Here is a 26479-nt window from a genome sequence, read left to right on the forward strand (position 1 = left end):
TGAGAGGTGAGCGGCCGGGCCCCTGCGGTTGATGCTCATCGGTCGTGCTGGAGACCAGGGGCAGGATTCCTGCCCCTGGTACAGGCATGCGTTTTCACGCAGCGGGGCGCTGTTCGTCGGGGTAGGCGCAGGCGGGGCACATGCCGAGCGACGTCGGGATGCAGTACCCGGCATCCGTCTGGCACTTGGGGCAGGTGCGGCGGGCGAGCATCGCCTTGGCGAGAGCCGCGGTACGACCCGGTGTCATCGGGCGAACCGGTTTGGCCATGTCGAGGCGGTAGAGGTAGGCGACCGACACCCCGGCCTTACGTCGGCGGGAGCGGCGCATCACCTGCGCGGCCACCGGCTGACCACCGGGCCGCAGACCGCGGGCGCGGAGCTGGCGGCGAGTGGCATATCCGTCCGGGGCGTACCTCCACGGGAACGTCGGTATCCCGTGCATGGCCCCAGACGGGTCGTAGCACTTGCCGAACGTCGGAGACATCAGGCCACCGCCCGCGAACCCGATTCGGCACCGGAGCCGCGTCGGCCGGCACGGCGACCGGACCAGGTTGCGAAGAGCCTGCCGAGCCCCGCCCGGCGGACCCCGGCCCGGGCCTGCTTGGCCGCGTACATCGCCTCATCCGCCCGACGCAACAGCCCGGACAGGTCCTCTCCGGGGTGGTCTTCGGCACGAACCCAGCCGAGCGACACCGTGGTGTGCACCGCAGGGTCCAGCCCGTCCGCGGGGCGGGCGAGCACCCCGTGCAGGACCGCGAGGAGGTCGGCGGCGGTGCCGTGGTTGTCGATGACGACCGCGGCGAACTCATCTCCCCCGAGCCGTCCGGCAATACCGGACTTGCCGACGTAGTGGGCCAGCCGGTCCGCAGTCGCTTTCAACAGCGCGTCCCCGGCCGGGTGGCCGTGACGGTCGTTGATCTGCTTGAAGTGGTCGACATCCGCGAGCACCACCACCGCCCGCGGATCCTTGAGCAAGGCGGTGGCGCGGCGGGTGAAGCCGTCGCGGGTGCGCAGCCCGGTGAGCGGGTCACGGCGCGCGCGGTGCAGGGTGCGGCGCATCCACAGGGTGTGAGCAGACCATCCGGCCGCGAGTGGCCCAGCAGCGAGTGCGACTAACAGGACGCTCATGCTGCCACCGCCGACCGGTCACGGAATTCCTGGTAGCGGGTGGAGACCCAGCCGATAGACCAGCCGCACAGCTCGGCGGCAGCCCGTACCGGCAGACCTTCACCGAACGCAGCGTGGACGATCTGGCGGGCGTGGTCCTCGGGCAGCTTCTCGTTCACCGGACCACCGGAGAGCAGAGCAGCGCGTTCACGAGCGGCGCGCTCCTGCTGCTCCTTGTGTGCATGGCGGGCGGCGGCTTCCTGATCCAGACGCTCCCGCTCGCGACGATCGGACGCCTGTCGTTCCAGGCGTTCACGCTCGGCGTGCTGCTGTTCACGCTCGCGTTCACGGCGTTCACGGGTCTCCCGCTCGGCCCGCTCCCGGGCCTCGGCCCGATCACGCTCCTCACGCCGTGCCGCTTGCTCCCGCTCGGTCTGTTCACGGGCCAGCATGGCTTCGTGGTCGCGCTGTTCACGCACCAACGTGGCGGCGTGCTCGCGCTCCTCACGGGCCCGGCGCTCGCTCGCTTCCCGGCGCTCAGTAGCGGCCTGCTCGCGTTCTGCGCGCTCGGCTTTCTGTGCGGCTTCCTGCGCGGTTAGGGCGGCGGTGATGGCCTGCCGGTAGGCGAGACCGGTCTCGGCGGTGACGATGAGCAGGAGCGGGGCGACCGCGTGCACGGCCACTCCGACCAGCTCTTTCTTCAACGCGGAGTCGGCCACGTTCAGGGCCAGGGTCATGCCACCGGTCATCCACCGCAACGCGATGGGCCACCGGCCACCATGCCCACCCAGGCGGGCCAGGACGGCATCGAGGCGGACCACGATCACGACCGCAGCGTCCACCACCAAGGGCAGAATCGGCGCGGTCCACTTCCAGCCCTCGGGCGTGTGCTTCTCCATGAGCGGCGTCACCGTCAGGATGGAGAAGAGCATCGCCCCGCCCACGATCAGCCACGTGCCGACGGACAACGCCCGCTCCGCTGAACGGATCTGAACACTGTTCATCCCGCACCCCCCGACACCGGCAGGGACGGCACCACCGAGCACATGAACGCGTCCGTCGCGGTGTCGAAGGTGAACGTGATCGTGGCCCAGGCATCCGATGCGGACGACGGCCCTGAACACGGCCGCCAACCGTCCGGGTGAGCACCGTGCGTACCCGCGCACGCCTTTGCCGCGTGAACACTGCGGTGGATGCTGTGCGGCTCGCCGTAGCGCACCAGCAGCACAACCTCACGCAACTCCGCTGCATCCAGCTCGGCCCGCAGCGCGGTGACCACACCGGCATAGGCCACCCGGTCCTGCTCCGCCTGCTCGGCCCGGCCAGTCAGCTCGGCCACCGTGCGAACGTGAGCAGCGAAGGCCGTATCGGCCTGCTCCTGCACCCGCGCCGCGTCGCCGTGGGCCCGCTCCGCTTCGGCGACCAGTCGGGCCAGCCGAGCCTTGGTGACGAAACGAATCATGACGCCACCGCCCTATCCACACCGGCGTCCCCGTCCAGCGGCCGAACTTCGGCCGCCGCCGTGAGGGCTACGCGCACCGGGTGCGGGTGGTACTCCGGCCCGGTGTCCTCGACCCACTCCCACTCGGTCCCGTCGACGAGGACGAACCCGAGGGACGCGAGGGCCATCTCGCGGACCTCGATGCTCGGGATCTCCGTGGACGTGGGCCAGGTGTGGACCGGCCAGTCACTGACCCGGCCGGTCATGGCCACGTACAGCTGCCAGCAGGGTCCGGCGGTCCGTACCGGCACCGTCGTCCCGCAGCAGCGCAAGCTCAGCTGCGCCCGCAGTACCCGGCCGCTCATGCCGCCACCCCGCCCCGGTACTGCCGACGGCGGGCCTTGGTGGGCATCGGGATGACGTTGAAAAGCTCCGGCGCGAACGCCTCGATCGCCTCCGCGGCGACCCGGCTCACGCGGTTGGGGAAGTCGCGGTTGTCGGCAAGGATGTCGCGGGCCGCGTCCATGCGGGCCGCGCGCTCCATCTCGCTCTCGCCCTCCACCCCGAGCCACAGCTCGACCGGGGTGCCCAGGGCGAGTTCGATGAACTCGGTGGTGCTGGCCGCGATGCGACCGGCCACAATGTTCTTCATGGGTCGTTTTCTCCTGTCGGTGGAACGGCCCAGAACAGCGGCCCCGGTGGTAGGACACCGGGGCCGCGCGCCGTTCAGGTGAGGTGAAGCAGGAAGAGCGATCTCCGGCTCCCTGCTGCCCTGCCCGTACGGCTCGCGGCCGGACGGGCAGGGGAGGCAACCGGCGCGGCCCAAAGGCTGCGCGGGTGAAGCTGAGCGGCGGATCACCAGCTGTCCCGGTGCGCAACGCGGCCGTTCAGCCGATGACGCGAAGGGCGTTGCTGCCGTGCCGGTCCAGCACGGCCAGCGCCCGGATTCTTCGTCGGTGCATCAGTAGCTCCTCTGTCGGTGTCGCCGTACATGCGTGTCGCACTGCAAGGGGGACCTCGTCCCCACACTCCGGCCGTTGCTCGCGGTCGCCGGGCCACCTCGCCAGTCGGGCCGAAGCCCATTGCGTCCTACCTGGCCTTTAGCGGGATTGCAGCGTCCCCGCCCTCTGCTGGAAGCACTCCATCGGCGAACCGATGCAATACCTGTATTACAGGTCCTGCATGCTGGTTCCGTCAAGCAGGGCGGTGGAACTTCTTGACTTCGCGCCCTGGACTTCCTGGTGCACCATCAGCATCTGTGCAGGCCAGGGGCGTTGGTTACCCCATACGTGGACAGCTCAGATTCATCTCGCTACCTTCAAGAGGTCCCAAGACGTCCCATCGGGGGTTGCGATGTCCAACGAACGCTTGCGGTCGGCGCTTCTCGCGCAGGGCATGACCGTGCAGGACCTGGCCGATTCGATCGAGGTCAACCCGAAGACGGTCGAACGCTGGATCACCCAGGGCAAGGTGCCGTACCGGCGCCATCAGTACGCCACGGCGTCACTGCTCAACGTGGATGTGACGACCCTGTGGAACGACTCCCGCGCAGTCGACACGGCAACTGACCTGAGCAAAGCGGAGATCGTCACGATCTATCCGCACCGCCACATGGTGCCCAACACCTTGTGGCGCGAGATCTACGAACGAGCAGAAGCACGCATCGACGTTCTGGTCTACTCCGGTCTGTGGCTGTCGGAAGATCCGCTGTTCCATGACCTCTTGAAAAGGAAGGTGCAGGGGACGACGCAGGTCCGAATCCTTCTGGGAGACCCAGGCTGCGTTGCTGTGCACCAACGCGGCATAGACGAAGGTCACCGGATTATGGACGGCAAGATTCGCAACGCCCTGGTGAACTACCGCCCACTCTTCACCAGCCATCCCAACATCGGCTTTCGCCTGCACGATGGAACGCTCTACAACTCGCTCTTCCGTTCTGACGACGAGATGCTTGTGAACACCCACGTATACGGAATCGGGGCGTACATGGCGCCTGTCCTGCACCTGCGACGGCTCCCAGGAGGTGGGCTCTTCGACACCTACGCGAATAGCATTGAACAGACCTGGGGCAGCGCACGCCCGGTCGAAGATCACGACATCACGGGAGTTTGAGCATGGGACGCATCGACTACCTTCATGACCCAGCCGCTCCGCCGGCCAACTCGGTGGTGCCGTCCGTCGTGGCATTCGTGCAGAACGATGCGGGCGGCGTCCTGCTGATCCAGCGCTCTGACAACGGCCGTTGGGCGTTGCCGGGCGGCGGTCACGATGTGGGCGAGTCCATCAGCGACACGGTGGTGCGCGAGGTCTGGGAGGAGACAGGGATCAAAGCCGAGGTCGTCGACATCTCGGGGATCTACACCGACCCTGGCCACGTGATGCTGTACGACGACGGTGAGGCCCGGCAGCAGTTCAGTATCTGCTTCCGCGCTCGCCCGGTCGGCGGCGACGTCCGTACGAGCGATGAAACGACACAGGTCCGCTGGGTCTCCCCAGCGGACCTTGCGGATTTCGACATCCACCCCACCATGCGGCTCAGGATCGAGCACGCGATGGACCGGACGCGGACCGCGCCTTACGTCGGCTGACGTTTGGCTGCGGCGAGCCGTTCGACGACGCGGGCAGTGCTGGCGAGAATCTCCGGTTCGGCCCGGCGGATGAACGTGCCGATCAAGCTGTCCGGTCCGTAGCGCCCTGCGATCTCATTCACCCTGTCCACGGGATTCGTCGGGGTGCCGTCCGGCGTCGTGTTCATGTCGCAGTAGCAGAGAGCATCGGCGAGGTGGGGATGTTCCCGCGGAAACTCCCCCTCCAGCTCCGCACTCAGCCCGCGTGCTTCTGCCTCCATCCACGCGCAGGAGTGGTGCGCCACGAGGCACACGACCCGCTCGTCTGCGTTGGCTACGTCCCGCAGGTATCGCGCTCCGTCCAGCGGATGAAAGCCGGTCTTGGCGAGGTCCGGCGCGTATCCGATGTCGTGCAGGATTGCCGCCGCCTCCATGAGGTTCGCGTCCGCACCCAGGATTGGCGCGATGGTACGGGCCCTCTCTGCGACCCCTTGCGAATGTGCCCACCGGCGGGGCAGAGGTTCGGCGAGCAGCGATTCGGCGAGGGGATAGGCCCATTCAGTCAGAGTCGTGGAGATCAAGGGTTGGCACTTTCGTCTCGGTTCGGCAGGGACAACACGGTTCGCTGCTTCCCCTGCCTCCCTTCCGACAGCAGACCGGCGGCTTGCAGTTTGTCGAGCGCTTTGCTCACGGTCGGACGCGAGACACCAAAGTCCGCGCACAGCTCGGATGCGCTCGGGAAGTCTGCCCCCACGGTGAGTTCCCTATCCGTGATCACGTCAGCGAGACGTTCGGCCAACGGCCGGCGGTCGACGGACTCTCCACGCCGCACCACCCGCCAGCGCCCGCCTGGCACCGGTTCTGCGACTCCCTCTTTCTGGAGAGCGCCGAAGACTCGGAGCGCGACGCCGCGCGATACGCCGTGGTCACGCATCAGGTCAGCAGCCGACGGCAGCTCGGTCATTTCGTCGTCGGCGTCAATCTGAGCTCTGACAACATCAGCGATCTTCAGGAAGGTCCCGCGAGGGCTGGCCTGCTGCGACACGCGTCTTCCCTCTCTCCGTCGTAGTTGTCTCAAGCCTGCCATGTTCCTCTTCTCGTCAGTACTGTCCGGCGGGATGGGCGGGACTGCTCGCACAGCGCGGAATCGCGGGCAGTGGGCCATGTGTGGGCCAGCGGGGCGCCACCGGGGGTAAGCCGCCGCTAATGCGCAGGTCAGAGGCGCAGGCGTTCGGACAGGCGGGCGGTCTTGAAAACCGTCGTGGCAGCGATGTCACCGTGGGTTCAAATCCCACACCCACCGCAGATGAACGGCCCCTGACCGGGTGAATCGGTCGGGGGCCGTTGTCATGCGCGCTGTCCGTCCGGCACCGTGGTTTTCCGTCCCTAGGATGGCGGACGGGCAGAGCCGTAGCGCAGAGGTCGTCGCGCGCGGTCTCCAAAACCGCGAGGACGCCGGTTCGAATCCGGCCGGTTCTGCCTTCCCGCGGCGTGGTGTCCGGCGTTCACCACTCAGCCCAACCCGCCGAGGCCCGTGGTCAGGCGGGCCGCTGAGGCGATTGCGGCTCGGGCCTCCTGTTCGGAGAGGCCGGTGTGGACCGCGGCGGCGGTGAGGGCGTCCGCGAGTTCGTCGCCGAAGCCGTGTTCGTAGGCGCGGCAGGCCGCCCAGAAGAGGCGGGTGTTGCGCTGGCCCTCCTGGGCCGCCCGTACGAACTGGATCAGACCCTGGCCTCGGCGGATTCCGGGCCGGTGGACCGCGGGGTGGTGGCGGCGCGCGGGGGGTGTGAGCAGGCGGAGAAGGGCGCGCGGGCACGGCGCGGGGGCGAGGCGGGCGGTGCCCGGGGCCAGGCGGTACGTGCCGTGGGTGGTGACCGAGCCGGGGCCCACCAGGTATCCGCCGGAGCCGCGGATGTCGATGCCGGGTGCCAGGCGGCTCGCCGAGTTCGGTACGGCCACGTCGAGTGGACCGGTCAGCCAGAGGTGGCGTCCGCCGCTCGGCGTGAGCACGGTGATGGTCGGCGGGATGGTGAACCGGTGCCGCTCGGCCAGCTGTTGGAGTGCGCCCATGGAGTCGCTGCCGTGCGCCGCGTCGATGTCGAGGTCGATGCCGATGAGGCGGTGCGGGGGCCGGCCGCAGGCGATGCCGTAGCCGGTGGCGCGCGGCGCGGCGGCGAAGAGGGCGCGTACGGCGGTGGGGTCGGTGGTGGCGTCGTGGACGCCGTGGCCGGTCAGTCCACAGCCGCCCCGGCAGCGGACCGGAGGGTCCTCGCCGCGGTGGGGGGAACGCAGTGCGGGGAGCTTGGTGGCGGACAACGGGATGACGGGGAGCCCGCGCTCCGCGGCGGCGAGTGCGTGGGCCAGGGCCAGGGTGGCGGTCTGCCGGTCGATGGTGGCCATGCATTCATTCTCGTACAAGCGTTCGAAGGACGGAAGAGGGCGAGGGGGAGTGAAGGGGGTGGCGACCGCGAGGAGGCGGTGACGCAGGAACGCTTTTCCTCTTGGGGGGTGTGGGATTGGGCGGCGGCAAGGTGTGTGAGCTGGGGTTTTGGGGCGCGCGGGAGGTTTATCGGGTGTTCCTCACGCTTGCGGGGGAATCGAGGGCTGCGGGGTGGTTCGACGGGGATTCGGCGGGCAACTTTGGTCCTGCGACGTCGTGACCAACTCCGGAGCGGTCGGCCAACTGCTTCGGAATCAGCCGTAACAGCCGTAACAAGCCGTACTTTCGGTTCCTGGAGGAATTGACATGGCAAGCATTCGTACCGCTCGTGCCCTCGCCGCTGTTGCCGCCCTGCCGCTCGCCGTTGCGCTCTGCGGTGGTGTGGCCGCGGCCGACAACGGATCCTTCGCGAACGACGGGTCGAACGCGGCGGTGGCGACGATCGTCGGCAGTGGTGTCGGTGGCAACAACCACGGCAACTCGTCCACGTCGCAGCAGCAGGCGGTCGGATCCGGCGCCTCGAACCAGAGCAACTCGGCCCAGGTGAACGGCTCGGCCTTCACGGCGATCGACCAGTCCAACGAGAACTACGCGGTCAACTTCACCCAGCTCTGGTGACCCGGAGGCCGGGGACTGCTGGGGGGTAGGTCCACGGTGATGTGAAGCACGGTCTGCGCGGCGGCACTTCGGTGCCGTCGCGCAGACCTTTGTGCGTTGCGGGTCTTGCGTGTTGTGGCAGTTGTCTTGACAGTCCGAGTAAATCTGACGGACAGTCAGAAAGTCATGACGTCACCGATCCGTACGCCCGGGAGGACGCCGCAGTGCACCTCGCCCCGACGGAACGCCAGCAGCAGCTGCGCGCCGAACTCCGCACGTACTTCCGCGATGTCATGCCGGACACGAGGGTGGTGGACCCCGCGGCACAGCGTGCGCTGCTGCGGCGGATCGGCGCCGACGGCATGCTCGGACTCGGCTGGCCCGTGGAGTACGGCGGGCAGGGCCGCGGCCCCGACGAACAGTTCGTCTTCTTCGACGAGGCGTACCGCGCGGGCGCACCCGTATCGATGGTCACGCTCAACACCGTCGGACCGACCCTGATGAAGTACGGGACCGAGGAGCAGAAGGACTACTTCCTGCCCAGGATCCTCAGTGGCGAGCTCGTCTTCGCGATCGGCTACAGCGAGCCGGAGGCGGGTACGGACCTGGCGGCGCTGCGCACCCGTGCGGTACGCGACGGCGACTGCTGGGTCATCGACGGGCAGAAGATCTTCACCAGCAACGCCCAGAACGCGGACTGGATCTGGCTCGCCTGCCGGACCGATCCCGAAGCGCCCAAGCACAAGGGAATCTCGATCGTTCTCGTCCCCACGGACGATCCCGGCTTCGCCTGGACGCCCATCGAGACCGTGGGCGGGCTGACCACGACGGCCACCTACTACGACCGCGTGCGTGTACCGGTCAGCCATCTCGTCGGTGCCGAGAACGGCGGCTGGGGCCTGATCACCAACCAGCTGAACCACGAGCGGGTGGCGCTCGCCGCGATCGGGATGCAGGCCGAGGATTTCTACGACGAGGCGCTGGCCTACGCCCGGACCCCCGATCCGGTGACGGGGCGGCGGCCGGTTGACGAGCCCTGGGTGCGGTCCCGGCTGGCTGAGGCGTATGCCCGGCTGGCGGCAACGCGCCTGCTCAACTGGCGTTTGGTGGGGGAGGTGGGGGCGGGCTCACTGGCCCCCGGCGAGGCAAGCGGTGTGAAGTTCGTGGGAACCGAAAGCGCCGTCGAGGTGTATCGAATGTGCCAGGAAATTACGGGCGAGGCCGGGATGGTCCGAGGCGGCTCACTGGGTGCGTTCGGGGACGGGGAGCTGGAGCGGATGAACAGGGCGGCGCAGATCAACACCTTCGGGGGCGGGGTGAGCGAGGTGCAGCGGGAGATCGTCGCGACGATGCGGCTCGGCATGAAGAGGGGGAAGCGGTGACGGAAGGACAGGGAGGAGGAGGCGGGCAGGGACGGCCGGACGAGCTGTACGCGCGCATCAAGGTGTACGAGGGGCGTGCCGCGGCCACCGCGGGCATCGGCAAGGACGTGGTCAACCAGGCGATGATCCGGCACTGGTGCGAGGCGATGGGCGACAGCCTCCCGGCGTACGAGGGTCCGGACGCCATCGCGCCGCCGACAATGCTCCAGGCGTGGACGATGGGCGGGCTCTCGGGGCACACGGACCGGTCGGAGGCGTACGACGAGCTGTTTGCCCTGCTCGACGGCGCCGGCTGTACATCGGTGGTCGCGACCGACTGCGAGCAGGAGTATCTGCGTCCGCTCCGGCCCGGTGACCGGATCACCTTCGACGCGGTGATCGAGTCGGTCTCGGAGCGGAAGACGACCAAGCTGGGCACGGGGTATTTTGTCACGACGCGGATGGATGTCCGGGCGGACGGGGAGCCCGCCGGGACGCACCGCTTCCGGATTCTGAAGTACCGGCCCGCGTCGGGGAAGCCGAGCTCCAGGAACCTGCGACCGCGCCCCGTGATCAACAGGGACAACGCCGGATTCTGGGAAGGGGTGGCCGAGCACAAGCTGCTGATCCAGCGCTGCGCGGAGTGCGCGACACTGCGCTTCCCCTGGCTGCCGGGGTGCAACGAGTGCGGTGGCCAGGAGTGGGACACCGTCGAGGCGAGCGGTGAGGGCACCGTCTTCTCCTACGTCGTGATGCATCACCCGCCCTTCCCCGCCTTCAGCCGTTCCGACGAGCCCGGGCCGTACGCGGTAGGGCTGGTCGAGCTGGACGAGGGGGTGCGGATCGTCAGCAACGTCATCGGCGTGCCGTTCGACAAAGTGCGGCCCGGCATGCGAGTGAAGCTCGAATTCCTGCGTACGGATCCCGAGTTGGAGCTTCCTGTCTTCCGGGGGAGTGAGAGCTGAGATGGACTTCACGCCTACGGAGGAGCAGGCGGCGGGTCAGGGTCTTGCGGCCCGGATCTTCGCGGATCTGTCGACGCACGAGCGGCTGGCGGCGGCCGGGACGGGCACGGACGCCGAACTCTGGAAGGAGTTGTGTGCGGCAGGGCTGACGGCCGCTGTCGAGGAGATCGGGCTGCTGGGGCTGGTGCTGTTGCTGGAGGAGCAGGGCAGGACCACAGCACAGGTGCCCTTCGCGGCGACCTGTGTGTACGGGGTGCTCGCGGTCGGCGAGCACGGCACGGCGGAACAGCGGGAGCGGCTGCTGCCGCCGCTGCGGGACGGCACGGCCGTGGCGACGGGGGCGTTTCCGGCGCGGGCCGGTCTCCGGTCGGCCGATGCCGATGCCGATGCCGACGGCGATGGTGGCGGGCGACTGAGCGGGACCGTGCCGTATGTGCCGTGGCTGCGGGACGCGACGCATGTCCTGGTGCCGGACTCGGACAGGGCGCTGTGGTTGGTGAGGACCGCCGATCAGGGAGTGTCGGTGCGGCCGGTCGAGACGACGGCGCCGTGGGCGGCGGCGCGGCTCGTCCTGGACGGTGCGCCCGGGGAGAGGCTCGGTGGGGCAGGGGCGTACGCCTCGGTGCTGGCGACGAGCCGTACGGCGTTCGCGGGGCTGCAGGCGGGAGTGGCAGCCGGTTCGCTGGCGCGGGCGGTCGAACACACCGTGACCCGCGAGCAGTTCGGCCGTCCCCTCTCCACCAACCAGGCGGTACTGCTTCGGGCCGCCGACGCACACATGGACACCGAGACGATCCGGGTCACGGCGTACGAGGCGGCGTGGCGGCGCGATCACTCGCTGGCGTACGGGGCACAGGCGCTGACGGCCGCGTGGTGGGCGTCGGAGGCGGGCCGGCGCGTCGTGCATGCCGGACAGCATCTGCACGGCGGGACGGGCGCAGACCTGGAGCATCCGGTCCACCGCCACTTCCTGTGGGGGCGCCAGCTCGACGCCTACTTGGGATGTGGGAGTGAAGTGCTGGACGAACTGGGCCTGTTGCTGGCGGAGGAGGTGCCGACATGAGACAGGGAGCGCGAGAGTTCCGACCGTGTGTGGGTGAGGAGCTGGTGCCACTGGAGATCGCGGTGACCCGCACCCTCATCGTGGCGGGGGCCGTCGCGTCCCGCGATTACCAGGATGTGCACCACGATGCCGAGCTCGCGCGGGAGAAGGGGTCGCCGGACATCTTCATGAACATCCTCACGACGAACGGGCTCGTGGGCCGGTTCATCACGGACCGCTTCGGTCCCTCTGCGGTGCTGAGGAAGGTCGCGATCAGGCTCGGGGCTCCCAACTACCCGGGGGACACGATGGTGTTGTCCGGAACGGTCGTCGCAGTAACAGGCGCGGCGGACTCGGCCGCGGCCACAGAGGCCGTGGAGGTGGACGACATCGTGGAGGTGGAAGTCGTGGGGGCCAACGGGCTGGGGCGCCATGTCTCCGGCAGGGTCACCCTCGCTCTGCCGGCCGTCGATCCGGCGGGGGAGGCGGCGTCATGAGCCTGCGCAGGGCCGATTCGCTCGGCGGGAAGGCCGCGGTCGTAGGGATCGGTGCGACCGAGTTCTCCAAGGACTCGGGGCGCAGCGAGTTGAAGCTTGCCGTCGAGGCCGTGCGGGCCGCTCTCGACGATGCCGGGCTGACCCCTGCCGATGTCGACGGGATGGTCACCTTCACGATGGACACCAGCCCCGAGATCACGGTCGCGCAGGCGGCGGGGATCGGCGAGCTGTCGTTCTTCTCGCGGGTCCATTACGGCGGCGGAGCCGCGTGCGCCACCGTGCAGCAGGCGGCGCTGGCCGTGGCGAGCGGGGTGGCCGATGTCGTCGTCTGCTACCGCGCGTTCAACGAGCGCTCCGGGCGCAGATTCGGATCCGGAGTACAGCAGCGGGAGCCCACCGCCGAAGGAGCGGCGCTCGGCTGGAACCTCCCGTTCGGGCTGCTCACTCCCGCCTCCTGGGTGGCGATGGCCGCCCAGCGCTATCTGCACACCTACAACCTGGCCCCGGAAGTCTTCGGGCACGTCGCGGTCACGGACAGACGCCATGCCGCCAGGAACCCGGCGGCGCACTTCTACGGGAAGCCGATCACCCTCGCCGACCACGCCGCCTCGCGCTGGATCGTCGAACCGCTGCGGCTGCTCGACTGCTGTCAGGAGACCGACGGCGGGCAGGCGATCGTCGTGACGAGCGCCGAGCGGGCCAGGGACCTGCCCCGGCCACCCGCCGTGATCGTCGCCGCGGCCCAGGGAGCGGGGCGGGCCCAGGAACAGATGACCAGCTTCTACCGGGACGGGCTGACAGGACTGCCGGAGATGGGAGTGGTGGCCCGGCAGCTCTGGCGCAACTCCGGGCTGTCCCCCGCCGACATCGATGTGGGCATCCTCTACGACCACTTCACTCCGTTCGTGCTCATGCAGCTGGAGGAGTTCGGCTTCTGCGGGCCGGGTGAGGCCGCGGACTTCGTGGCGGGTGACGAACTGCCGCTGAACACACATGGAGGGCAGCTGGGAGAGGCGTATCTGCATGGGATGAACGGCATCGCGGAGGCGGTCCGGCAGATCCGCTCCACCTCGGTGAACCAGATATCCGGTGCGGCCAGGACGCTGGTCACGGCCGGTACGGGCGTTCCCACCTCGGGGCTGATCCTGGGCACGGACGACTGAGCCGGCGGCGCGGCGTGGCTGCGGCGGAGCTGCGGCAGGGTGGCGCCCAGGGGCCCGGGCCCGCCGGTGTCCGGCTCGGGGGCGGACCCTGACACGGGCGGTCGGCCCCTCCACCTTCAGGAGGTCGGGCCCGCCCCACCCCTACAACCTGAGGCGGACGCCGCTTCGGGACCTGGGGCCGATCCCCTCGGCGGCGACCGCTCCTAGCGTGGACATATGACCACGCCAGTCTGCACCGGCGCCTCCAGGGCAGTCGCTGCCGCCGCCGGACACCCGACCTATTCGCCCTATGCGTCGTTCTCCTCGTACGTACGGGCGCGGGGGCCCGTGCTGCTGCGGACGGCCCGCTCGCTCACCGCGAATCCGAGCGATGCGGAGGATCTGCTGCAGACCGCGCTCACCAAGACGTACGTCGCGTGGGAGCGGATCGAGGACCACCGGGCGCTCGACGGGTATGTCCGCCGGGCCCTGGTGAACACGCGCACCTCGCAGTGGCGCAAGCGCAAGGTCGACGAGTTCGCCTGCGACGAGCTGCCCGAGCAGGAGACCGTACCCGCCCCCGATCCGGCCGAGCAGCAGTCGCTGCACGACGCGATGTGGCGGGCGGTCCTCAAGCTCCCGGACCGCCAGCGCGCCATGGTCGTCCTGCGCTACTACGAGGACCTCAGCGAGGCCCAGACGGCCGAGGTGCTCGGCGTGTCCATCGGTACGGTCAAGAGCGCCGTGTCCCGGGCACTCGGCAAACTCCGCGAGGACCCGGAGCTGACCCTGGTCCGATAGGCGCGCTCCGATGGGCGCGCTCCGATGGGCGCGCTCCGATGGGCGCGCTCCGATAAGCGCGGTCCGGTAAGGGCGGACCGTCCCAGGAGGTGCGAATTTGCCCGGCCGCACCGATTCGTAAGCGCCGGAGTAGTGACATACCAATTGGTATGTGCGCAGAATCAGCGGAACATTACTGCCGCGTAGCGCCCACCGGGAGGACGCCGTGCTCAGCACCATGCAGGACGTACCGCTGACTGTCACCCGCATCCTGACCCATGGGATGACCATTCACGGGAAGTCGCAGGTCACGACCTGGACCGGCGAACCCGAGCCGCACCGTCGTACCTTCGCCGAGATCGGCGGGCGTGCCGGGCAGCTGGCCCACGCCCTGCGCGACGAGCTCGGCATCGACAGCGACCAGAGGATCGCGACGCTTTGTTGGAACAACGCCGAACATGTCGAGGCGTATCTGGCGATCCCCTCCATGGGCGCCGTACTGCACACGCTCAACCTCCGGCTCCCCGCCGAACAACTGGTCTGGATCGTCAATCACGCCGACGACAAGGTCGTGATCGTCAACGGTTCGCTGCTGCCCCTCCTCGTACCGCTGCTCCCCCACCTGCCGTCCATCGAGCACGTGGTCGTCACGGGGCCGGGTGACCGCTCCGGGCTCAGCGGCATCGCGCCGCGCGTGCACGAGTACGAGGAGCTGCTGGCCGGCCGCTCCACCGACTACGACTGGCCCGAGCTGGACGAACGCCAGGCCGCGGCCATGTGCTACACCTCCGGCACCACCGGCGACCCCAAGGGCGTCGTCTACTCCCACCGTTCCATCTACCTGCACTCCATGCAGGTCAACATGACCGAGTCGATGGGGCTGACGGACAAGGACACCACCCTCGTGGTCGTGCCCCAGTTCCATGTGAACGCGTGGGGGCTGCCGCACGCGACGTTCATGACCGGCGTCAACATGCTCATGCCGGACCGCTTCCTTCAGCCCGCCCCGCTCGCCGACATGATCGAGCGCGAGAAGCCGACCCACGCCGCGGCCGTCCCCACCATCTGGCAGGGACTGCTCGCCGAGGTGACCGCCAATCCGCGCGACCTCACCTCGATGGCCAGCGTCACCATCGGCGGCGCCGCCTGCCCTCCCTCCCTCATGGAGGCGTACGACAAGCTGGGCGTCCGCCTCTGCCACGCCTGGGGCATGACGGAGACCTCGCCGCTCGGCACGATGGCCAACCCGCCCGCCGGACTGACCGAGCAGGAGGAGTGGCCGTACCGCGTCACGCAGGGCCGTTTCCCCGCCGGTGTCGAGGCACGCCTCGTCGGTCCCGGTGGCGAGCACCTGTCCTGGGACGGCGAGTCGGCCGGTGAGCTGGAGGTGCGCGGGCCCTGGATCGCCGGTGCGTACTACGGCGGTTCGGACGGCGAGCACCTGCGGCCCGAGGACAAGTTCAGCGAGGACGGCTGGCTGAAGACCGGCGACGTCGGCGTGATCAGCGCGGACGGCTTCCTCACCCTCACCGACCGGGCCAAGGACGTCATCAAGTCCGGCGGGGAGTGGATCAGCAGCGTCGAGCTTGAGAACGCGCTGATGGGGCACCCCGACGTGGCCGAGGCCGCTGTCGTAGCCGTCCCCGACGAGAAGTGGGGAGAGCGCCCGCTCGCCACGGTCGTCCTCAAGGAGGGCGCCACCGCCGACTACGCCTCGCTGAAGGCATTCCTCGCCCAGTCGGTCGCCAAGTGGCAGCTGCCGGAGCGCTGGACGATCATTCCGGCGGTCCCGAAGACGAGCGTCGGCAAGTTCGACAAGAAGGTGATCCGCAAGCAGTACGCGGACGGCGAGCTGGACATCACCCAGCTCTGATCCTCACGACGACGAGGAGGGCGGTACGGGACTTCCCGTACCGCCCTCCTCGTATGCGCGGGCCGGAGCCTCGCGTCAGTTGGTGCCTATCTTCGCCAGCAGATCGACGATGCGGGACTGCACCTCGTCGCTGGTGGAGCGTTCGGCCAGGAAGAGAACGGTTTCGCCGGAGCTGAGCCCGGACAGTTCCGACTGATGCAGACCGGTCGAGGTGTAGACGACCAGCGGGGTGCGGTTCAACTGACCGTTCGCGCGCAGCCAGTCGATGATCCCGGCGCGCCTGCGGCGTACCTGCATCAGGTCCATCACCACCAGGTTCGGCCGCATACGGGTGGCGAGCTCGACCGCGTCGCTGTCGGCCGCCGCCCTCGCGACCTGCATCCCGCGGCGCTCCAGCGTCTCCGTCAGAGCCACCGCGATCTCCTCGTGCTCCTCGATCAGGAGCACCCGCGGCGGATGCTGTTCGCTGTCGCGAGGTGCGAGTGCCTTGAGGAGTACGGCGGGGTCGGCACCGTACGCGGCCTCGCGCGTCGCCTGCCCGAGCCCGGCCGTCACCAGCACCGGAACCTCGGCGGCCACGGCCGCCGTGCGCAGCGACTGGAGGGCGGTACGGGTGATCGGCCCGGTCAGCGGGTCGACGAAGAGCGCGGCGGGGAACGCCGCGATCTGGGCGTCGACCTCCTCGCGGGAGTGCACGATCACCGGGCGGTAACCGCGGTCGCTCAGCGCCTGCTGGGTGGAGACGTCGGGAGCGGGCCAGACGAGCAGCCGTCGCGGATTGTCCAGCGGCTCAGGGGGCAGCTCGTCGTCGACGGGCCGGGGCTGAGGCCGGTTGGCGACCTCGACCGCGCCACCGGGGCCGTCGAGCGGCTCCGGGCCTTCGGCGGCGCCCCTGTCGGGCGCCCCTATGGCGTACGCGCGCCCTGCGGCCACGGGGGCCGACAGCAGCTGACCGGACCCCGGGCCCTGCGTGGTGCCACCCTGCGTGGACGCGCCGGCCCCGGTGCCGCCGGGGGCGGCGCCGGTCTGCGGCGGGACGGGCGGTGCCGGAGGCTCGGCCTCCGGCGGGGCGGCCAGCTTGCGGCGCCGTCCGGCGCCGCCGAGGCTCTGGTTCTGCTGATGCGCGAGATGCTGCGCGAACGGCACACCCTGCCCCAGCGTCCGCACGCTGAAGGCCCGCCCCTGCGTCGAATCCGAGGACGCGGACGCCGGCATCGGTGCTTCGGCGGGCAACGGCTGGCGCCGCGCATCCTGTGCGGGGCCCATGCCGTCGGCGGGGTGGGGCGCGGCAGGCCGTGCGCCCTCCTGCGCCGGGACCGCGGAGGGTGCCGGGACGGAGCCGGTGGTGTGCGTGGTCCGGCCGGGGGCCGGCCAGGAGTCGTCGTCGGGCGGGCCATCGGGGGTGTCGGCGTCCATCCCCAGCGCGGCCAGGTTCTGGCCAGAGGTGCCGTCCTCACCCCAGCCGGGGGGCACGGACGTGTTGCCCGGCTCCTCCGGTGCGACGGGACGGCGCGCCCGGCGACGGCCCGACGGCACGGGGTGCGCCTGCGGCGGGGTGTGGTCGGCGTCCGGAGTGTGTACGGCGTCGTGGCGCTCCGGCAACGCGTCGGCGGTCGCCTCGGCCATGGGCGGAACCCGGTCGGCGTCGGCGGGCGGGAGCGCGAACGGGACACGCGGCCCCGTGGGCTCGGCCTGAGCGGCACGCTCCTGGGCGGCCGACAGCGCGCGCCGCGCCCGCCGTCCACCGGGCTGCGAGGCGCCGGCCGGTGCCTCGCCCGGGGACGCCTGCGAAGAGCGGTCGGGGGAAGGGAGGGCCGGAAGGGCCGGCTGGGGCTCCCCGTCCCGTCGCGCACGATGGCCCGAAGGCGAAACCGGGACCTGTGCGCCGGACGGCACACCCTGCGGCGGCACGGTCCGACCGAGCTGCGGACGCCCACCGCCGCCCTGTGCACCTTCCGCGGCCGTGACGACGGAGCCTTCGGAGGGAGCGGAGGGAGCGGAGGGAGAGGACGGAGCCGAAGCACCGGCAGGCAGCGCCAGAGCCTGCCCAGGCTGCCCCGGAGCCTGGCCCTGCGCGTCCCCGGGCAAACCCACAGCCCCGGTCTCCGCCGGGCTGGGCCGTCCACGCCTGCGCCCGGACCCCCCGTGCTGCTCCTCGCCGACGGAGACAGCAGAGCCGACAGACGCAGCAGCGGCATCCGGCACCGCCGGCCCGCGCCGCGCCCTGCGCCGCCCGGTCGGCTCCGCCGCACCGGTGTCGGTGGCCTCGGGGCCGCTCACCGGGCTGTCCAGGAAGGCGTCCGTCGACGACCTGCGCGCCCTGCGCCGACCGCCGCTCGTGGCGCCGGAGTCCTGGGCCTGGTCCAGAGCCTGGTCCTGCGGGACGGTCTCCGGCAACGCGTGCACGGCCTCAACCGGCGGGGGTGCCACCGTGCCGGAGCCCGTTCCGAGCGGCACTTCGAGTACGTACGCACTGCCGCTCATGCCCGGCATCTCGTGCGTCTGGAGCACACCGCCGTGCGCCCGTACGATCCCGCGCACGATCGGCTCGTGCACCGGGTCTCCCCCGGCGAACGGGCCGCGCACCTCGATCCGTACGACGTCACCGCGCTGCGCGGCCGCCACGACGACCGTCGAGTCGACGTAACCGCCGCCCGGCACCAGCCGGGTCTTGCCCGTCGAGTCGACACCTGCGACGTCCGCGACCAAGTGGGCGAGGGCCGTCGCCAGCCGCACCGGGTCCACCTCGGCCTCGATCGGCGGGGCATGCACCGCGAACTGCGCGCGCCCCGGCCCGATCAGCTCCACCGCACCGTCGATACCGGCCGTCACGACGCCGTCGACCAGCACGGGGACCTTCGTGAGGCCCTCGGTGCCCGAGTCCAGACGCTGGTAACCCAGCACGTTGTCGACGAGCGTCGTCATCCGGGCGTAGCCCGCGGCCAGGTGGTGCAGGATCTGGTTGGCCTCCGGCCACAGCTGGCCGGCCGGGTCGGCGGCGAGCGTGGACAGTTCGCCCCGCAGTTCCTCCAGCGGGCCGCGCAGTGATTCGCCGAGTACGGCGGTCAGCTGGCCGTGCCAGGCGCTCAGCCCGGCGACGAGGTCCGTCTGCTTCTCCAGCTCGGATGCGTACCGCTCCGTGCGGTCGGCGAGTTCGGCCGCGTGGCGCTCGGTCAGCTCGGCGACCTCCGCGGCGTGGGCCTCGGTGAGACGGGTGATCTCGGAGCTGTGGCTCCCGGTCAGCTCGGCGACCTCGGACGTGTGCTGCTCGGTGAGCTCCTCGTACGGCCTGCGGTCGGTGAAGGTCATCACCGCGCCGACCAGCTGGTCCCCGTCCCGTACGGGCGCGGTCGTCAGATCGACCGGCACCTGCGCGCCGCTCCTGGACCACAGCACCTGCCCCCGCACCCGGTGCTTGCGCCCGGACTTGAGGGTGTCGGCGAGTGGGGACTCCTCGTACGGGAAGGGCTCGCCCTCCGCACGCGAGTGCAGGACCAGGGGGTGCAGCTCCTTGCCGCCCAGGTCGCTGGCGCGGAATCCGAGTATCTGAGCGGCGGCCGGGTTGACGAGGACGACACGGCCGTCCGTGTCCGTACCCACGACGCCCTCGGACGCGGCCCGCAGGATCATCTCGGTCTGGCGCTGCGAACGGGCCAGTTCGGCCTCGGTGTCGACGGTGCCCGAGAGATCGCGTACGACCAGCATCAGCAGCTCGTCGCCGGTGTAGCTGGAGTGGATGTCGTTGTACCCGGCCTGGCCGCTGTCCAGGCTCGCGCTGGTGACCTCCGCCGGGAATTCGATGCCGTCGGTACGCCGCGCGGTCATCCGCGTCGGCTTGGTCCTGCCCTGCTCGTCCGCAGCCTCCGGCCGACGCATCGACCCGGGGATCAGCTTGGAGTCGAACTCCGGAAGCAGATCGAGCAGTCCGCGGCCCACGAGCGCGGTGCCCGGGGTCTCGAACATTTCGAGGGCGATGGTGTTGGCGTTGACGACCGTGCCGTTGCAATTGACGAGCAGAAGCCCGTCCGGGAGGGCGTCGAGTATGGCTGCGAGGCGAGCAGCGCCTCGGGATGGCCTGCTGCTCACGACGACGCTTCCTCCCTGATTACCGCACCTTGCCGACAGCGGGCCCCATCTTGCCCCTCGGGCCGCAGGCTGTCACTGGAGGAGTCTAAAGGCAGGGGAGGGCCGCAGGGCGGCCTATGAGGGGGAGCTCTCACCAAGGTTCTGTGCGAGCCGTGTACGACGAGGGCGTGACATGTGACCGTCCACGCACCCTTTGACGTGCGCGGACACCGGGCGGGCGGCCCCGCGGGAGGGCCGTCAGACGGTGGGCAGTACGGGAACCAGGTTGTTCCAGCGCGAGATCTCGCAGCCGTTCGCCCGGTTCAGATATGCGGAGAAGTCCCGCCCCTGCCACGTCCCGACGATCCGTGCGGTGGCCGGTCCGCCGTGGATCTGGGTGCACATCCCGCCCTTGGGCGTCGGCAGGAACGGGTTCTCGCCCGCCGCCTCCGCCTCCGCCAGCCGGTCGCAGGCCGCCTGCGCCCGGGCGTGGGTGCCGCCTGCCGGACTGCAGAGAAGCTCGAAGGTGCCGTCGGCCGCCGGGTCCCCGGAGTCCGAGACGGTCACGGTCATACGCATCCGCGCCGCCTGATCCCCGTGTCCCCACGGGTCCAGGACGCGGCCCTGGAGGCTGCCGTGGACGCCCTGGACATCCCGAACATCCCGAACATCCTGAAGGAACAGGTGCGGCGACAGCAGCGGTACGGGGACCGGGGCCACGGCGGTCGCCGCCGGCGCGGCGGCGGACAGTGCGGCGAGAGAGGCGACAGCGGTGACGGTGAGACGACGCAGCATGCGGGGCTCCTGTGCTCTGGACACGACGGGTGCTCTGGACACGACGGGCGGCATTAGGGGGCTGCGCCCCCGCCCCCTCTAACGCTCCGCACGCTCCGACGATGCGCACCGCTGCGGTGCTTTGCCCTGGCACCCGCATGCCTAGTACGGTGGGCGGCGATTGGTGACAGCGCGCTCGACTGTGTCATCATCTGCACGCACCACTCGCGCTCGCGCGGGGTGTGCTGGAGGCGTCGCCTAGTCCGGTCTATGGCGCCGCACTGCTAATGCGGTTTGGGTCTTAAAGCCCATCGAGGGTTCAAATCCCTCCGCCTCCGCTCCAACCCGAAGCCCCGTGCCCCTGGCACGGGGCTTCGGTCGTCTCCGGCATCGGATGACTCCGTACGGGTGACGGGCGACCCCTCCCACAAGGCTCCTGAGACGCTGTTTCCGCAGCTCAGAGCTGGTGGAGCTAATGGATTTCGCGTGACGGCGCAGGTCATGTAATGTTGTTCTCGCAACGCCGACGGGGCAGAAAAGCCCGGGAGGCAAGCCAGCGGGTAACACCAACGGCAGGCACTCGTAGCTTAACGGATAGAGCATCTGACTACGGATCAGAAGGTTGCAGGTTCGAATCCTGCCGAGTGCACATCGCACGAAAGGCTCCCAGGAGAAATCCTGGGGGCCTTTCGCGTTGTCCGGTGGTGACCGGTCCTGGCAGTGGTCAGTGGTCGGTGGCGTCGTAGGCCAGGCGGGCCTGTTCGACCGTTTTCAGGTTGGTGGTTGCCCAGGTGGCCAGGGTTGCGAACAGGGGGCCCAGGCTTTGGCCCAGTTCGGTGATCTCGTACTCCACGCGTGGGGGGACCTCGGGGTAGTACGTGCGCTCCACGAGGCCGTCGCGTTCGAGTTGGCGCAGGCGTTGGGTGAGAACCTTGGGGGTGATCGTGCCGATGCGGCGTTCGAGTTCGACGAAGCGCTGGCGGCCGTGCTCGTTGAGGTTGAGGAGGATCGGTGTGGTCCAGCGGCTGAACACGATGTCGATGACGGGGCCCACGGGGCAGCTGAGCGGGCTGACCGCCGTGGGTGCGGGGTGGGCTTCGTCCACGGTCATGCGGGGGTTCCTTCGAGTCGCAGCGTGATCCAGTGGGCCGTGTCGCCGGGCAGCTGGTAGCGCTCCGTCTCGACGAAGCCGTGGTGCAGGGCGAACCGCAGGCCGTCCGTGTTGGAGGCCAGGACCACCGTCTCGATCGCCTGGGCGCCGAGGGCGTGTGCTCGGTTCAGGGAGCGTTCGTAGAGCTCGGTGCCAAAGCCCTGGCGGCGGTGGGCGGTGAGTACGCGGGCGATGACGGTTGCCGTGAAGGTGTCGTCGGCCGGGGGGCGTACGGTCGTGCAGCCCACCAGGACGTCGTCGAGGTACGCGACCTCCATATGGTTGTGCAGGGCGCGTTCCCGTACGTCGTCGAGCGACAGGGTGTGCGCCGGGATGATCACGTTGTGGGCGTGCTGCCAGTCCTTGAGCATGGCGTCGCCGACAGGTTGTTCGATACGGAGGCCGGTCATCGCAACAGGATGCACCACCCGTGGCGCCCGTACCGTGGGTGCGCTGATGTTTCTGTGGAGTGCGGGGGTTGCGTGTGGGATGGCGGTGCACCGGGCTGCGGTGGTCCGATGACGGGCCCGAGCTGGGGTGGCGCGGGGGCGGAAAGGGTGCGGATTCCCGGCGGGTGAGTGTCCTTTCGTACGGGAAGGAGCTCGGGTTCCGGGCCGTTGGTGAGCGGCACTGTGTCGGGGCGCGGGGCAATGTCTGTCCGCTGGCCGCGGTGGTGTCCGCGCGCAGTACGGGGGCTCGGTGTCCTGAGTGCGCGCGGCTGGACCGGGCGCACTCCGTGGCGGCCGACACGATCGCCGACGACCCGCGGACGTACCGCGTCTATCTCGCCTGGTTCGGGCCCGGGATGGTCAAGGTCGGGATCACCGCCGAGGAGCGGGGTGCGGCGCGGCTGCGGGAGCAGGGGGCCGTGGTGTTCAGCTGGCTGGGGCGCGGGCCGCTGATGGCCGCGCGGCGGACCGAGGAGCTGCTGCGGGCCGCGCTCGGGGTGCCGGACCGGATTCCGTACGCCAGGAAGCGGGCGGTGCGGGGTGTGCTGCCGGGGGTCGGGGAGCGGGCCGCCGAGGTGGCCGAGTTGTACGGGCGGGCCGCGGCGCTCGAAGGGGGAGGGTGGCCGGAGTCGTTGGAGCGGTTGCCGTTCGAGGCTGTCGACCATGGAGCGGTGTTCGGGCTCGGTGGGGTCGGCGAGGCGGCTCGCGCGGTGACCGGGCTGGTCGACGGGGGTGTGGTGGCCGGGCGGCTGGTGGCGGCGGCCGGGCCCGATCTGCATCTGGAGACCGGGGTGGGGGGCGTGGGGGGCGTTGTTGTGGTGGATACGCGGCTTGTCAGCGGGTGGGAGCTCGTGGGGGCCGATGTGCGGGCGGGGGTGAGTGTGCCCGTCGTTGATATCGGGGGTGGTGGGGTGCAGGGCGGGTTGTTCTGAGAGGGTCGGGGGGAGAGTGGGAGGGGTGGGAGGGGTGGTTGGGGTGAGTGGTGACAGTTTGGATGTTGTGCGGTTCTGGGAGCGGCTCGGGCTGCCCGGGATCATCGACGTCCATACGCACTTCATGCCGGAGCAGGTGCTCCGCAAGGTGTGGGCGTACTTCGACTCCGTGGGTCCGCTGACCGGTATGGAGTGGCCGATCACCTACCGGCACGACGAGGACGAACGGCTCGCCGTGCTGCGGTCGTTCGGAGTGCTCCGGTTCACCTCGATGATCTATCCGCACCGGGCGGGGATGGCCGCTTGGCTGAACGACTGGGCGGCCGGCTTCGCGGCTCGTGTGCCCGACAGTCTGCACACCGCGACCTTCTTTCCGGAGGAGGGCGTGGAGCGGTATGTGCGGGAGGCCGTCGAGGCGGGGGCGCGGGTGTTCAAGTCACACCTCCAGGTCGGGGCGTACGATCCGAACGACCCGCTGCTGGAGCCCGTGTGGGGGCTGCTCGCGGAGGCCGGGGTTCCCGTGGTGATGCACTGCGGGTCGGGGCCCGCGCCCGGAAAGTACACCGGGCCCGAGCCGGTCGGCCGGCTGCTGGCGCGTCATCCGCGGCTGCGGATCGTGGTGGCGCACATGGGGATGCCGGAGTACACGGACTTCCTGGCGCTCGCGGAGACGTACCCCGAGGTGCGGCTCGATACGACGATGGCGTTCACGGACTTCAGTGAGAAGTTCACACCGTTCCCTGTAGGGGAACGGGGGCGGCTCGCGGATCTGGGGGACCGGATCCTGCTGGGCACGGACTTCCCGAACATCCCGTACCCGTACGTTCATCAGCTGCACGCCCTGGAGCGGCTGGAGCTGGGCGATGCGTGGTTGCGGGCTGTTTGTCATGGGAACGCGAGCGCCTTGTTCCGCTGAAGCGGCCGAGGCGTTTCTCAGGGAATTCACAGGAACGGGTCAGAGCTCTCTCACCGGCGCCTCCCAGGGTGGGGTCATGACGACGACGACCTCGCCCCAGGGGCGTACCGAACTGCTCAGGCCGGACCGCGGCCCGGTCCGCGTACTCGTGGTGGACGACGAGGCTCCGCTCGCCGAGCTGCTCTCCATGGCCCTGCGGTACGAGGGGTGGGACGTGCGCAGTGCCGGGGACGGCGCCGCCGCCGTGCGCGCGGCGCGCGACTTCCGGCCCGACGCGGTGATTCTCGACGTGATGCTGCCCGACATCGACGGGCTCGCCCTCCTCGGCAGGATGCGCCGGGAGCTGGCCGATGTTCCGGTGCTCTTCCTCACGGCGCGGGACTCCGTCGAGGACCGCATCGCCGGGCTCACCGCTGGGGGCGACGACTACGTCACCAAGCCGTTCAGTCTGGAGGAGGTCGTGGCGCGGCTGCGCGGGCTGATCCGGCGGTCGGGCACGGCCGCGGCGGCGCGGGCCGACTCCACGCTCGTGGTCGGTGACCTGGTGCTCAACGAGGACAGTCACGAGGTCGGCCGGGGTGGGGAATCGATCCATCTCACCGCGACCGAATTCGAGCTGCTCCGCTTTCTGATGCGCAATCCGCGCCGCGTGCTGAGCAAGGCCCAGATCCTGGACCGGGTGTGGAACTACGACTTCGGCGGCCAGGCCAATGTCGTCGAGCTCTACATCTCGTATCTCCGCAAGAAGATCGACGCGGGGCGCTCCCCGATGATCCACACCCGGCGCGGGGCCGGGTATCTCATCAAGCCCGGTGAGTGAGCAGTAGGCGGGTGAGTCGCCTCAGGAGCAGGAAGCCCTGGACTCTGCGGACCCGGCTCGTCGTGGCCGCCGTCTCGCTCATCGCGGTCGTGGCGGCCGTCATCGGCTCGGTGACCGCCATCGCGTTCCAGAGCTATATGTACGGGAAGCTGGACGACCAGCTGCGCTCCATCGCCGTACGGGCCGAACGCCCGCCCGGTGAACCACTCCCCGAGAAGCTCCGGAACGCAGGCCCGCTGGGATTCATCGGCGGGGGCGGCCAGCCCTTCGGCACGGTCGGCGCCGTGCTGGACGACGACGGCTCCGTCGCCGAGTCGAAGATGGCCGTCGAGGATGAGGAGCAGCGTGCCCAGGAGAGTTCCAGGGCGCTGAGCGACTCCGAGTCGGACGCGCTGGAGGCAGCGGGTGCCGAGGTGGGCTCGGGGGCGCGCGGAGTGGATCTGCCCGGACTCGGCAGCTACCGCGTGGAGGCCGTCGGTACGTCCGACGGGACCACGATCCTCGTCGCCATCCCCGCCGACGAGGTGCGCAGCGACCTCACCGCCCTGATCCTCGTCGAGGTCTGCGTCACCGCGGCCGGGCTCGTGGCCGCCGGGATCGCGGGCGCCGCCATGGTCGGCGTCGCCCTGCGCCCGCTGCGCCGGGTGGCCGCGACCGCGACCCGGGTCTCCGAACTCCCCCTGCACAGCGGCGAGGTGGACCTCGCGGAGCGGGTTCCGGATGCCGAGGCCGATCCGCGTACCGAGGTCGGGCAGGTCGGCGCGGCTCTCAACCGGATGCTGGGGCACGTCGGTTCGGCGCTTGAGGTGCGCCAGGAGAGCGAGACGCGGGTACGGCAGTTCGTCGCCGACGCCAGCCACGAACTGCGCACTCCGCTGGCCTCGATACGCGGCTACGCCGAACTGACCCGGCGCGGAAGCGAGGAGACCGGTCCCGACACCCGGCACGCGCTGGGGCGGATCGAGTCCGAGGCGGAGCGGATGACCGGGATGGTGGAGGACCTGCTGCTCCTGGCCCGGCTCGACGCGGGCCGGCCGCTCTCGCTCTCGTACGAGAGCACTGATCTCTCGCCGCTAGTCGTGGACGCCGTGAGCGACGCGCGCGTGGCAGGCAAAGGGCCCGGCGCGCGGCCCGATGACCATCATCACTGGCGGCTGGAGCTGCCGGACGTTCCCGCGTCCGTACGGGCCGATCCGACCCGGCTCCATCAGGTGCTGGTCAACCTCCTGGCGAACGCCCGTACCCACACACCTCCCGGGACCACGGTCACCGTGCGCGTCCGGGCGGCAGGTGCCGGTCACCCCTGGGTGACACTCGAAGTGCAGGACGACGGGCCGGGCATCGCGGCCGAGCTGCTGCCGCACGTCTTCGAACGGTTCGCGCGGGGCGACGCATCGCGCTCACGCAACGCGGGCTCCACGGGTCTCGGGCTCGCCATCGTGCAGGCCGTCGTCGCCGCGCACGACGGGCGGGTGGAGGTGCGGTCGGTGCCGGGGGACACGGTGTTCGCCGTGCGGCTTCCGGCCGATCCGGTGTACGCGGGGGCGTAGGGCGGGGCCGTTGT

27 protein-coding genes and 4 tRNA genes are annotated in these 26479 nt (G+C 70.1%); 18 read left to right on the forward strand and 13 right to left on the reverse strand.

Translation table 11 applies throughout. The annotated features are described in order from the left end of the window. Positions 1-94 precede the first annotated feature (94 nt). Genes ACWGO0_RS02230 through ACWGO0_RS02255 form a run of 6 tightly spaced genes read right to left on the reverse strand, consistent with a single transcriptional unit; the run spans position 95 to position 3200 of the window. A complete protein-coding gene (locus ACWGO0_RS02230; protein WP_453526655.1) occupies positions 95-484 on the reverse strand; it encodes an RRQRL motif-containing zinc-binding protein in 390 nt (129 codons plus the stop codon). After that, entirely contained in the window at positions 484-1128 is a 645-nt protein-coding gene (locus tag ACWGO0_RS02235; protein ID WP_453526658.1) for a GGDEF domain-containing protein, read from the reverse strand. The genes ACWGO0_RS02230 and ACWGO0_RS02235 overlap by 1 nt, the downstream gene beginning before the upstream one ends. Beyond that, positions 1125-2111: a DUF2637 domain-containing protein gene (locus ACWGO0_RS02240; RefSeq protein WP_453526661.1), complete on the reverse strand. Its 987-nt coding sequence runs from the start codon at positions 2109-2111 to the stop codon at positions 1125-1127. The genes ACWGO0_RS02235 and ACWGO0_RS02240 overlap by 4 nt, the downstream gene beginning before the upstream one ends. Further along, complete coding sequence (locus ACWGO0_RS02245; RefSeq protein ID WP_453526664.1) at positions 2108-2569, reverse strand: hypothetical protein; 462 nt, start codon at positions 2567-2569, stop codon at positions 2108-2110. Before ACWGO0_RS02245 ends, ACWGO0_RS02240 begins: the two co-directional genes overlap by 4 nt. Beyond that, positions 2566-2913 (reverse strand): DUF6303 family protein, encoded by a 348-nt coding sequence (locus ACWGO0_RS02250; protein ID WP_453526666.1) that lies wholly within the window; start codon positions 2911-2913, stop codon positions 2566-2568. Before ACWGO0_RS02250 ends, ACWGO0_RS02245 begins: the two co-directional genes overlap by 4 nt. Next, the gene (locus tag ACWGO0_RS02255) at positions 2910-3200 is read right to left on the reverse strand and encodes a hypothetical protein (protein WP_453526669.1); all 291 of its coding nucleotides are present in this window, start codon (positions 3198-3200) and stop codon (positions 2910-2912) included. Before ACWGO0_RS02255 ends, ACWGO0_RS02250 begins: the two co-directional genes overlap by 4 nt. Before the next feature lie 701 nt (positions 3201-3901). On the opposite strand from ACWGO0_RS02255, the gene ACWGO0_RS02260 reads away from it, so the two are divergent. Together ACWGO0_RS02260 and ACWGO0_RS02265 are read left to right on the forward strand one after the other, a co-directional pair. Continuing rightward, positions 3902-4660, forward strand: coding sequence for a helix-turn-helix domain-containing protein (locus tag ACWGO0_RS02260; RefSeq protein ID WP_453526672.1), 759 nt, complete (start codon positions 3902-3904; stop codon positions 4658-4660). Positions 4661-4662: 2 nt separating this feature from the next. Beyond that, positions 4663-5136: an NUDIX domain-containing protein gene (locus tag ACWGO0_RS02265; protein WP_453526675.1), complete on the forward strand. Its 474-nt coding sequence runs from the start codon at positions 4663-4665 to the stop codon at positions 5134-5136. On the opposite strand, the gene ACWGO0_RS02270 is transcribed toward ACWGO0_RS02265, so the two are convergent. Beyond that, the gene (locus ACWGO0_RS02270; RefSeq protein WP_453526678.1) at positions 5124-5696 is read right to left on the reverse strand and encodes an HD domain-containing protein; all 573 of its coding nucleotides are present in this window, start codon (positions 5694-5696) and stop codon (positions 5124-5126) included. The genes ACWGO0_RS02265 and ACWGO0_RS02270 overlap by 13 nt on opposite strands. Continuing rightward, positions 5693-6160, reverse strand: a complete 468-nt coding sequence (locus ACWGO0_RS02275; protein WP_453526681.1) for a GntR family transcriptional regulator — start codon at positions 6158-6160, stop codon at positions 5693-5695. Before ACWGO0_RS02275 ends, ACWGO0_RS02270 begins: the two co-directional genes overlap by 4 nt. A gap of 132 nt (positions 6161-6292) precedes the next feature. Between ACWGO0_RS02275 and ACWGO0_RS02280 the strand changes: the two genes are divergently transcribed. Together ACWGO0_RS02280 and ACWGO0_RS02285 are read left to right on the forward strand one after the other, a co-directional pair. After that, a tRNA-Ser gene (locus tag ACWGO0_RS02280) sits at positions 6293-6415 on the forward strand. Between the two features lie 104 nt (positions 6416-6519). After that, a tRNA-Trp gene (locus tag ACWGO0_RS02285) sits at positions 6520-6594 on the forward strand. Between the two features lie 33 nt (positions 6595-6627). Here the strand turns inward: ACWGO0_RS02285 and ACWGO0_RS02290 are convergent. After that, the gene (locus tag ACWGO0_RS02290) at positions 6628-7512 is read right to left on the reverse strand and encodes a bifunctional DNA primase/polymerase (protein ID WP_453526684.1); all 885 of its coding nucleotides are present in this window, start codon (positions 7510-7512) and stop codon (positions 6628-6630) included. A gap of 346 nt (positions 7513-7858) precedes the next feature. On the opposite strand from ACWGO0_RS02290, the gene ACWGO0_RS02295 reads away from it, so the two are divergent. The 8 genes from ACWGO0_RS02295 (at position 7859) to ACWGO0_RS02330 (ending at position 15809) form a co-directional block, all read left to right on the forward strand. After that, positions 7859-8170: a hypothetical protein gene (locus ACWGO0_RS02295; protein ID WP_453526687.1), complete on the forward strand. Its 312-nt coding sequence runs from the start codon at positions 7859-7861 to the stop codon at positions 8168-8170. Positions 8171-8373: 203 nt separating this feature from the next. Then, entirely contained in the window at positions 8374-9531 is a 1158-nt protein-coding gene (locus ACWGO0_RS02300; RefSeq protein WP_453526690.1) for an acyl-CoA dehydrogenase family protein, read from the forward strand. Beyond that, a complete protein-coding gene (locus ACWGO0_RS02305) occupies positions 9528-10475 on the forward strand; it encodes a bifunctional MaoC family dehydratase N-terminal/OB-fold nucleic acid binding domain-containing protein (RefSeq protein WP_453526693.1) in 948 nt (315 codons plus the stop codon). Before ACWGO0_RS02300 ends, ACWGO0_RS02305 begins: the two co-directional genes overlap by 4 nt. 1 nt (position 10476) lies before the next feature. Next, the gene (locus ACWGO0_RS02310) at positions 10477-11538 is read left to right on the forward strand and encodes an acyl-CoA dehydrogenase family protein (protein ID WP_453526696.1); all 1062 of its coding nucleotides are present in this window, start codon (positions 10477-10479) and stop codon (positions 11536-11538) included. Then, entirely contained in the window at positions 11535-12014 is a 480-nt protein-coding gene (locus ACWGO0_RS02315) for a MaoC/PaaZ C-terminal domain-containing protein (protein WP_453526699.1), read from the forward strand. Before ACWGO0_RS02310 ends, ACWGO0_RS02315 begins: the two co-directional genes overlap by 4 nt. Beyond that, positions 12011-13177: a lipid-transfer protein gene (locus tag ACWGO0_RS02320; RefSeq protein WP_453526702.1), complete on the forward strand. Its 1167-nt coding sequence runs from the start codon at positions 12011-12013 to the stop codon at positions 13175-13177. Before ACWGO0_RS02315 ends, ACWGO0_RS02320 begins: the two co-directional genes overlap by 4 nt. Positions 13178-13393: 216 nt before the next feature. After that, positions 13394-13957, forward strand: a complete 564-nt coding sequence (locus ACWGO0_RS02325; protein WP_453526705.1) for a SigE family RNA polymerase sigma factor — start codon at positions 13394-13396, stop codon at positions 13955-13957. 205 nt (positions 13958-14162) lie between these two features. After that, complete coding sequence (locus ACWGO0_RS02330) at positions 14163-15809, forward strand: long-chain fatty acid--CoA ligase (protein ID WP_453526708.1); 1647 nt, start codon at positions 14163-14165, stop codon at positions 15807-15809. 75 nt (positions 15810-15884) lie between these two features. On the opposite strand, the gene ACWGO0_RS02335 is transcribed toward ACWGO0_RS02330, so the two are convergent. Together ACWGO0_RS02335 and ACWGO0_RS02340 are read right to left on the reverse strand one after the other, a co-directional pair. Next, complete coding sequence (locus tag ACWGO0_RS02335; protein WP_453526711.1) at positions 15885-19895, reverse strand: PAS domain-containing protein; 4011 nt, start codon at positions 19893-19895, stop codon at positions 15885-15887. 237 nt (positions 19896-20132) lie between these two features. Beyond that, a complete protein-coding gene (locus ACWGO0_RS02340; RefSeq protein ID WP_453526713.1) occupies positions 20133-20669 on the reverse strand; it encodes an SSI family serine proteinase inhibitor in 537 nt (178 codons plus the stop codon). 226 nt (positions 20670-20895) lie between these two features. On the opposite strand from ACWGO0_RS02340, the gene ACWGO0_RS02345 reads away from it, so the two are divergent. Together ACWGO0_RS02345 and ACWGO0_RS02350 are read left to right on the forward strand one after the other, a co-directional pair. Then, positions 20896-20986: transfer RNA gene (locus ACWGO0_RS02345), tRNA-Ser, on the forward strand. 238 nt (positions 20987-21224) lie between these two features. Next, a tRNA-Arg gene (locus ACWGO0_RS02350) sits at positions 21225-21297 on the forward strand. A gap of 75 nt (positions 21298-21372) precedes the next feature. Here ACWGO0_RS02350 and ACWGO0_RS02355 read toward each other — a convergent pair. Next, positions 21373-21759 (reverse strand): winged helix-turn-helix transcriptional regulator, encoded by a 387-nt coding sequence (locus ACWGO0_RS02355; protein ID WP_453526716.1) that lies wholly within the window; start codon positions 21757-21759, stop codon positions 21373-21375. Continuing rightward, complete coding sequence (locus ACWGO0_RS02360; RefSeq protein ID WP_453526718.1) at positions 21756-22208, reverse strand: GNAT family N-acetyltransferase; 453 nt, start codon at positions 22206-22208, stop codon at positions 21756-21758. The genes ACWGO0_RS02355 and ACWGO0_RS02360 overlap by 4 nt, the downstream gene beginning before the upstream one ends. Before the next feature lie 68 nt (positions 22209-22276). On the opposite strand from ACWGO0_RS02360, the gene ACWGO0_RS02365 reads away from it, so the two are divergent. The 4 genes from ACWGO0_RS02365 (at position 22277) to ACWGO0_RS02380 (ending at position 26465) form a co-directional block, all read left to right on the forward strand. Further along, complete coding sequence (locus ACWGO0_RS02365) at positions 22277-23179, forward strand: DUF2797 domain-containing protein (RefSeq protein ID WP_453526721.1); 903 nt, start codon at positions 22277-22279, stop codon at positions 23177-23179. Positions 23180-23222: 43 nt separating this feature from the next. Then, a complete protein-coding gene (locus ACWGO0_RS02370) occupies positions 23223-24095 on the forward strand; it encodes an amidohydrolase family protein (protein ID WP_453526723.1) in 873 nt (290 codons plus the stop codon). A 76-nt stretch (positions 24096-24171) separates the two neighbouring features. Next, positions 24172-24915 (forward strand): response regulator transcription factor, encoded by a 744-nt coding sequence (locus tag ACWGO0_RS02375; RefSeq protein ID WP_453526725.1) that lies wholly within the window; start codon positions 24172-24174, stop codon positions 24913-24915. An 11-nt stretch (positions 24916-24926) separates the two neighbouring features. Beyond that, positions 24927-26465 carry an ATP-binding protein gene (locus ACWGO0_RS02380; RefSeq protein WP_453526727.1) on the forward strand — a complete coding sequence of 513 codons (1539 nt, stop codon included), beginning with the start codon at positions 24927-24929 and terminating at the stop codon, positions 26463-26465. Positions 26466-26479: the final 14 nt, after the last annotated feature.

It is taken from the genome of Streptomyces sp. NPDC055749 (assembly GCF_053617235.1).

What these genes read in the sequence shown, in the direction of transcription:
- ACWGO0_RS02230 (WP_453526655.1), bottom strand. Translation starts at nt 484, where the DNA reads ATGTCTCCGACGTTCGGCAAGTGCTACGACCCGTCTGGGGCCATGCAC.
- ACWGO0_RS02235 (WP_453526658.1), bottom strand. Translation starts at nt 1,128, where the DNA reads ATGAGCGTCCTGTTAGTCGCACTCGCTGCTGGGCCACTCGCGGCCGGA.
- ACWGO0_RS02240 (WP_453526661.1), bottom strand. Translation starts at nt 2,111, where the DNA reads ATGAACAGTGTTCAGATCCGTTCAGCGGAGCGGGCGTTGTCCGTCGGC.
- ACWGO0_RS02245 (WP_453526664.1), bottom strand. Translation starts at nt 2,569, where the DNA reads ATGATTCGTTTCGTCACCAAGGCTCGGCTGGCCCGACTGGTCGCCGAA.
- ACWGO0_RS02250 (WP_453526666.1), bottom strand. Translation starts at nt 2,913, where the DNA reads ATGAGCGGCCGGGTACTGCGGGCGCAGCTGAGCTTGCGCTGCTGCGGG.
- ACWGO0_RS02255 (WP_453526669.1), bottom strand. Translation starts at nt 3,200, where the DNA reads ATGAAGAACATTGTGGCCGGTCGCATCGCGGCCAGCACCACCGAGTTC.
- ACWGO0_RS02260 (WP_453526672.1), top strand. Translation starts at nt 3,902, where the DNA reads ATGTCCAACGAACGCTTGCGGTCGGCGCTTCTCGCGCAGGGCATGACC.
- ACWGO0_RS02265 (WP_453526675.1), top strand. Translation starts at nt 4,663, where the DNA reads ATGGGACGCATCGACTACCTTCATGACCCAGCCGCTCCGCCGGCCAAC.
- ACWGO0_RS02290 (WP_453526684.1), bottom strand. Translation starts at nt 7,512, where the DNA reads ATGGCCACCATCGACCGGCAGACCGCCACCCTGGCCCTGGCCCACGCA.
- ACWGO0_RS02295 (WP_453526687.1), top strand. Translation starts at nt 7,859, where the DNA reads ATGGCAAGCATTCGTACCGCTCGTGCCCTCGCCGCTGTTGCCGCCCTG.
- ACWGO0_RS02310 (WP_453526696.1), top strand. Translation starts at nt 10,477, where the DNA reads ATGGACTTCACGCCTACGGAGGAGCAGGCGGCGGGTCAGGGTCTTGCG.
- ACWGO0_RS02315 (WP_453526699.1), top strand. Translation starts at nt 11,535, where the DNA reads ATGAGACAGGGAGCGCGAGAGTTCCGACCGTGTGTGGGTGAGGAGCTG.
- ACWGO0_RS02320 (WP_453526702.1), top strand. Translation starts at nt 12,011, where the DNA reads ATGAGCCTGCGCAGGGCCGATTCGCTCGGCGGGAAGGCCGCGGTCGTA.
- ACWGO0_RS02325 (WP_453526705.1), top strand. Translation starts at nt 13,394, where the DNA reads ATGACCACGCCAGTCTGCACCGGCGCCTCCAGGGCAGTCGCTGCCGCC.
- ACWGO0_RS02340 (WP_453526713.1), bottom strand. Translation starts at nt 20,669, where the DNA reads ATGCTGCGTCGTCTCACCGTCACCGCTGTCGCCTCTCTCGCCGCACTG.
- ACWGO0_RS02355 (WP_453526716.1), bottom strand. Translation starts at nt 21,759, where the DNA reads ATGACCGTGGACGAAGCCCACCCCGCACCCACGGCGGTCAGCCCGCTC.
- ACWGO0_RS02360 (WP_453526718.1), bottom strand. Translation starts at nt 22,208, where the DNA reads ATGACCGGCCTCCGTATCGAACAACCTGTCGGCGACGCCATGCTCAAG.
- ACWGO0_RS02375 (WP_453526725.1), top strand. Translation starts at nt 24,172, where the DNA reads ATGACGACGACGACCTCGCCCCAGGGGCGTACCGAACTGCTCAGGCCG.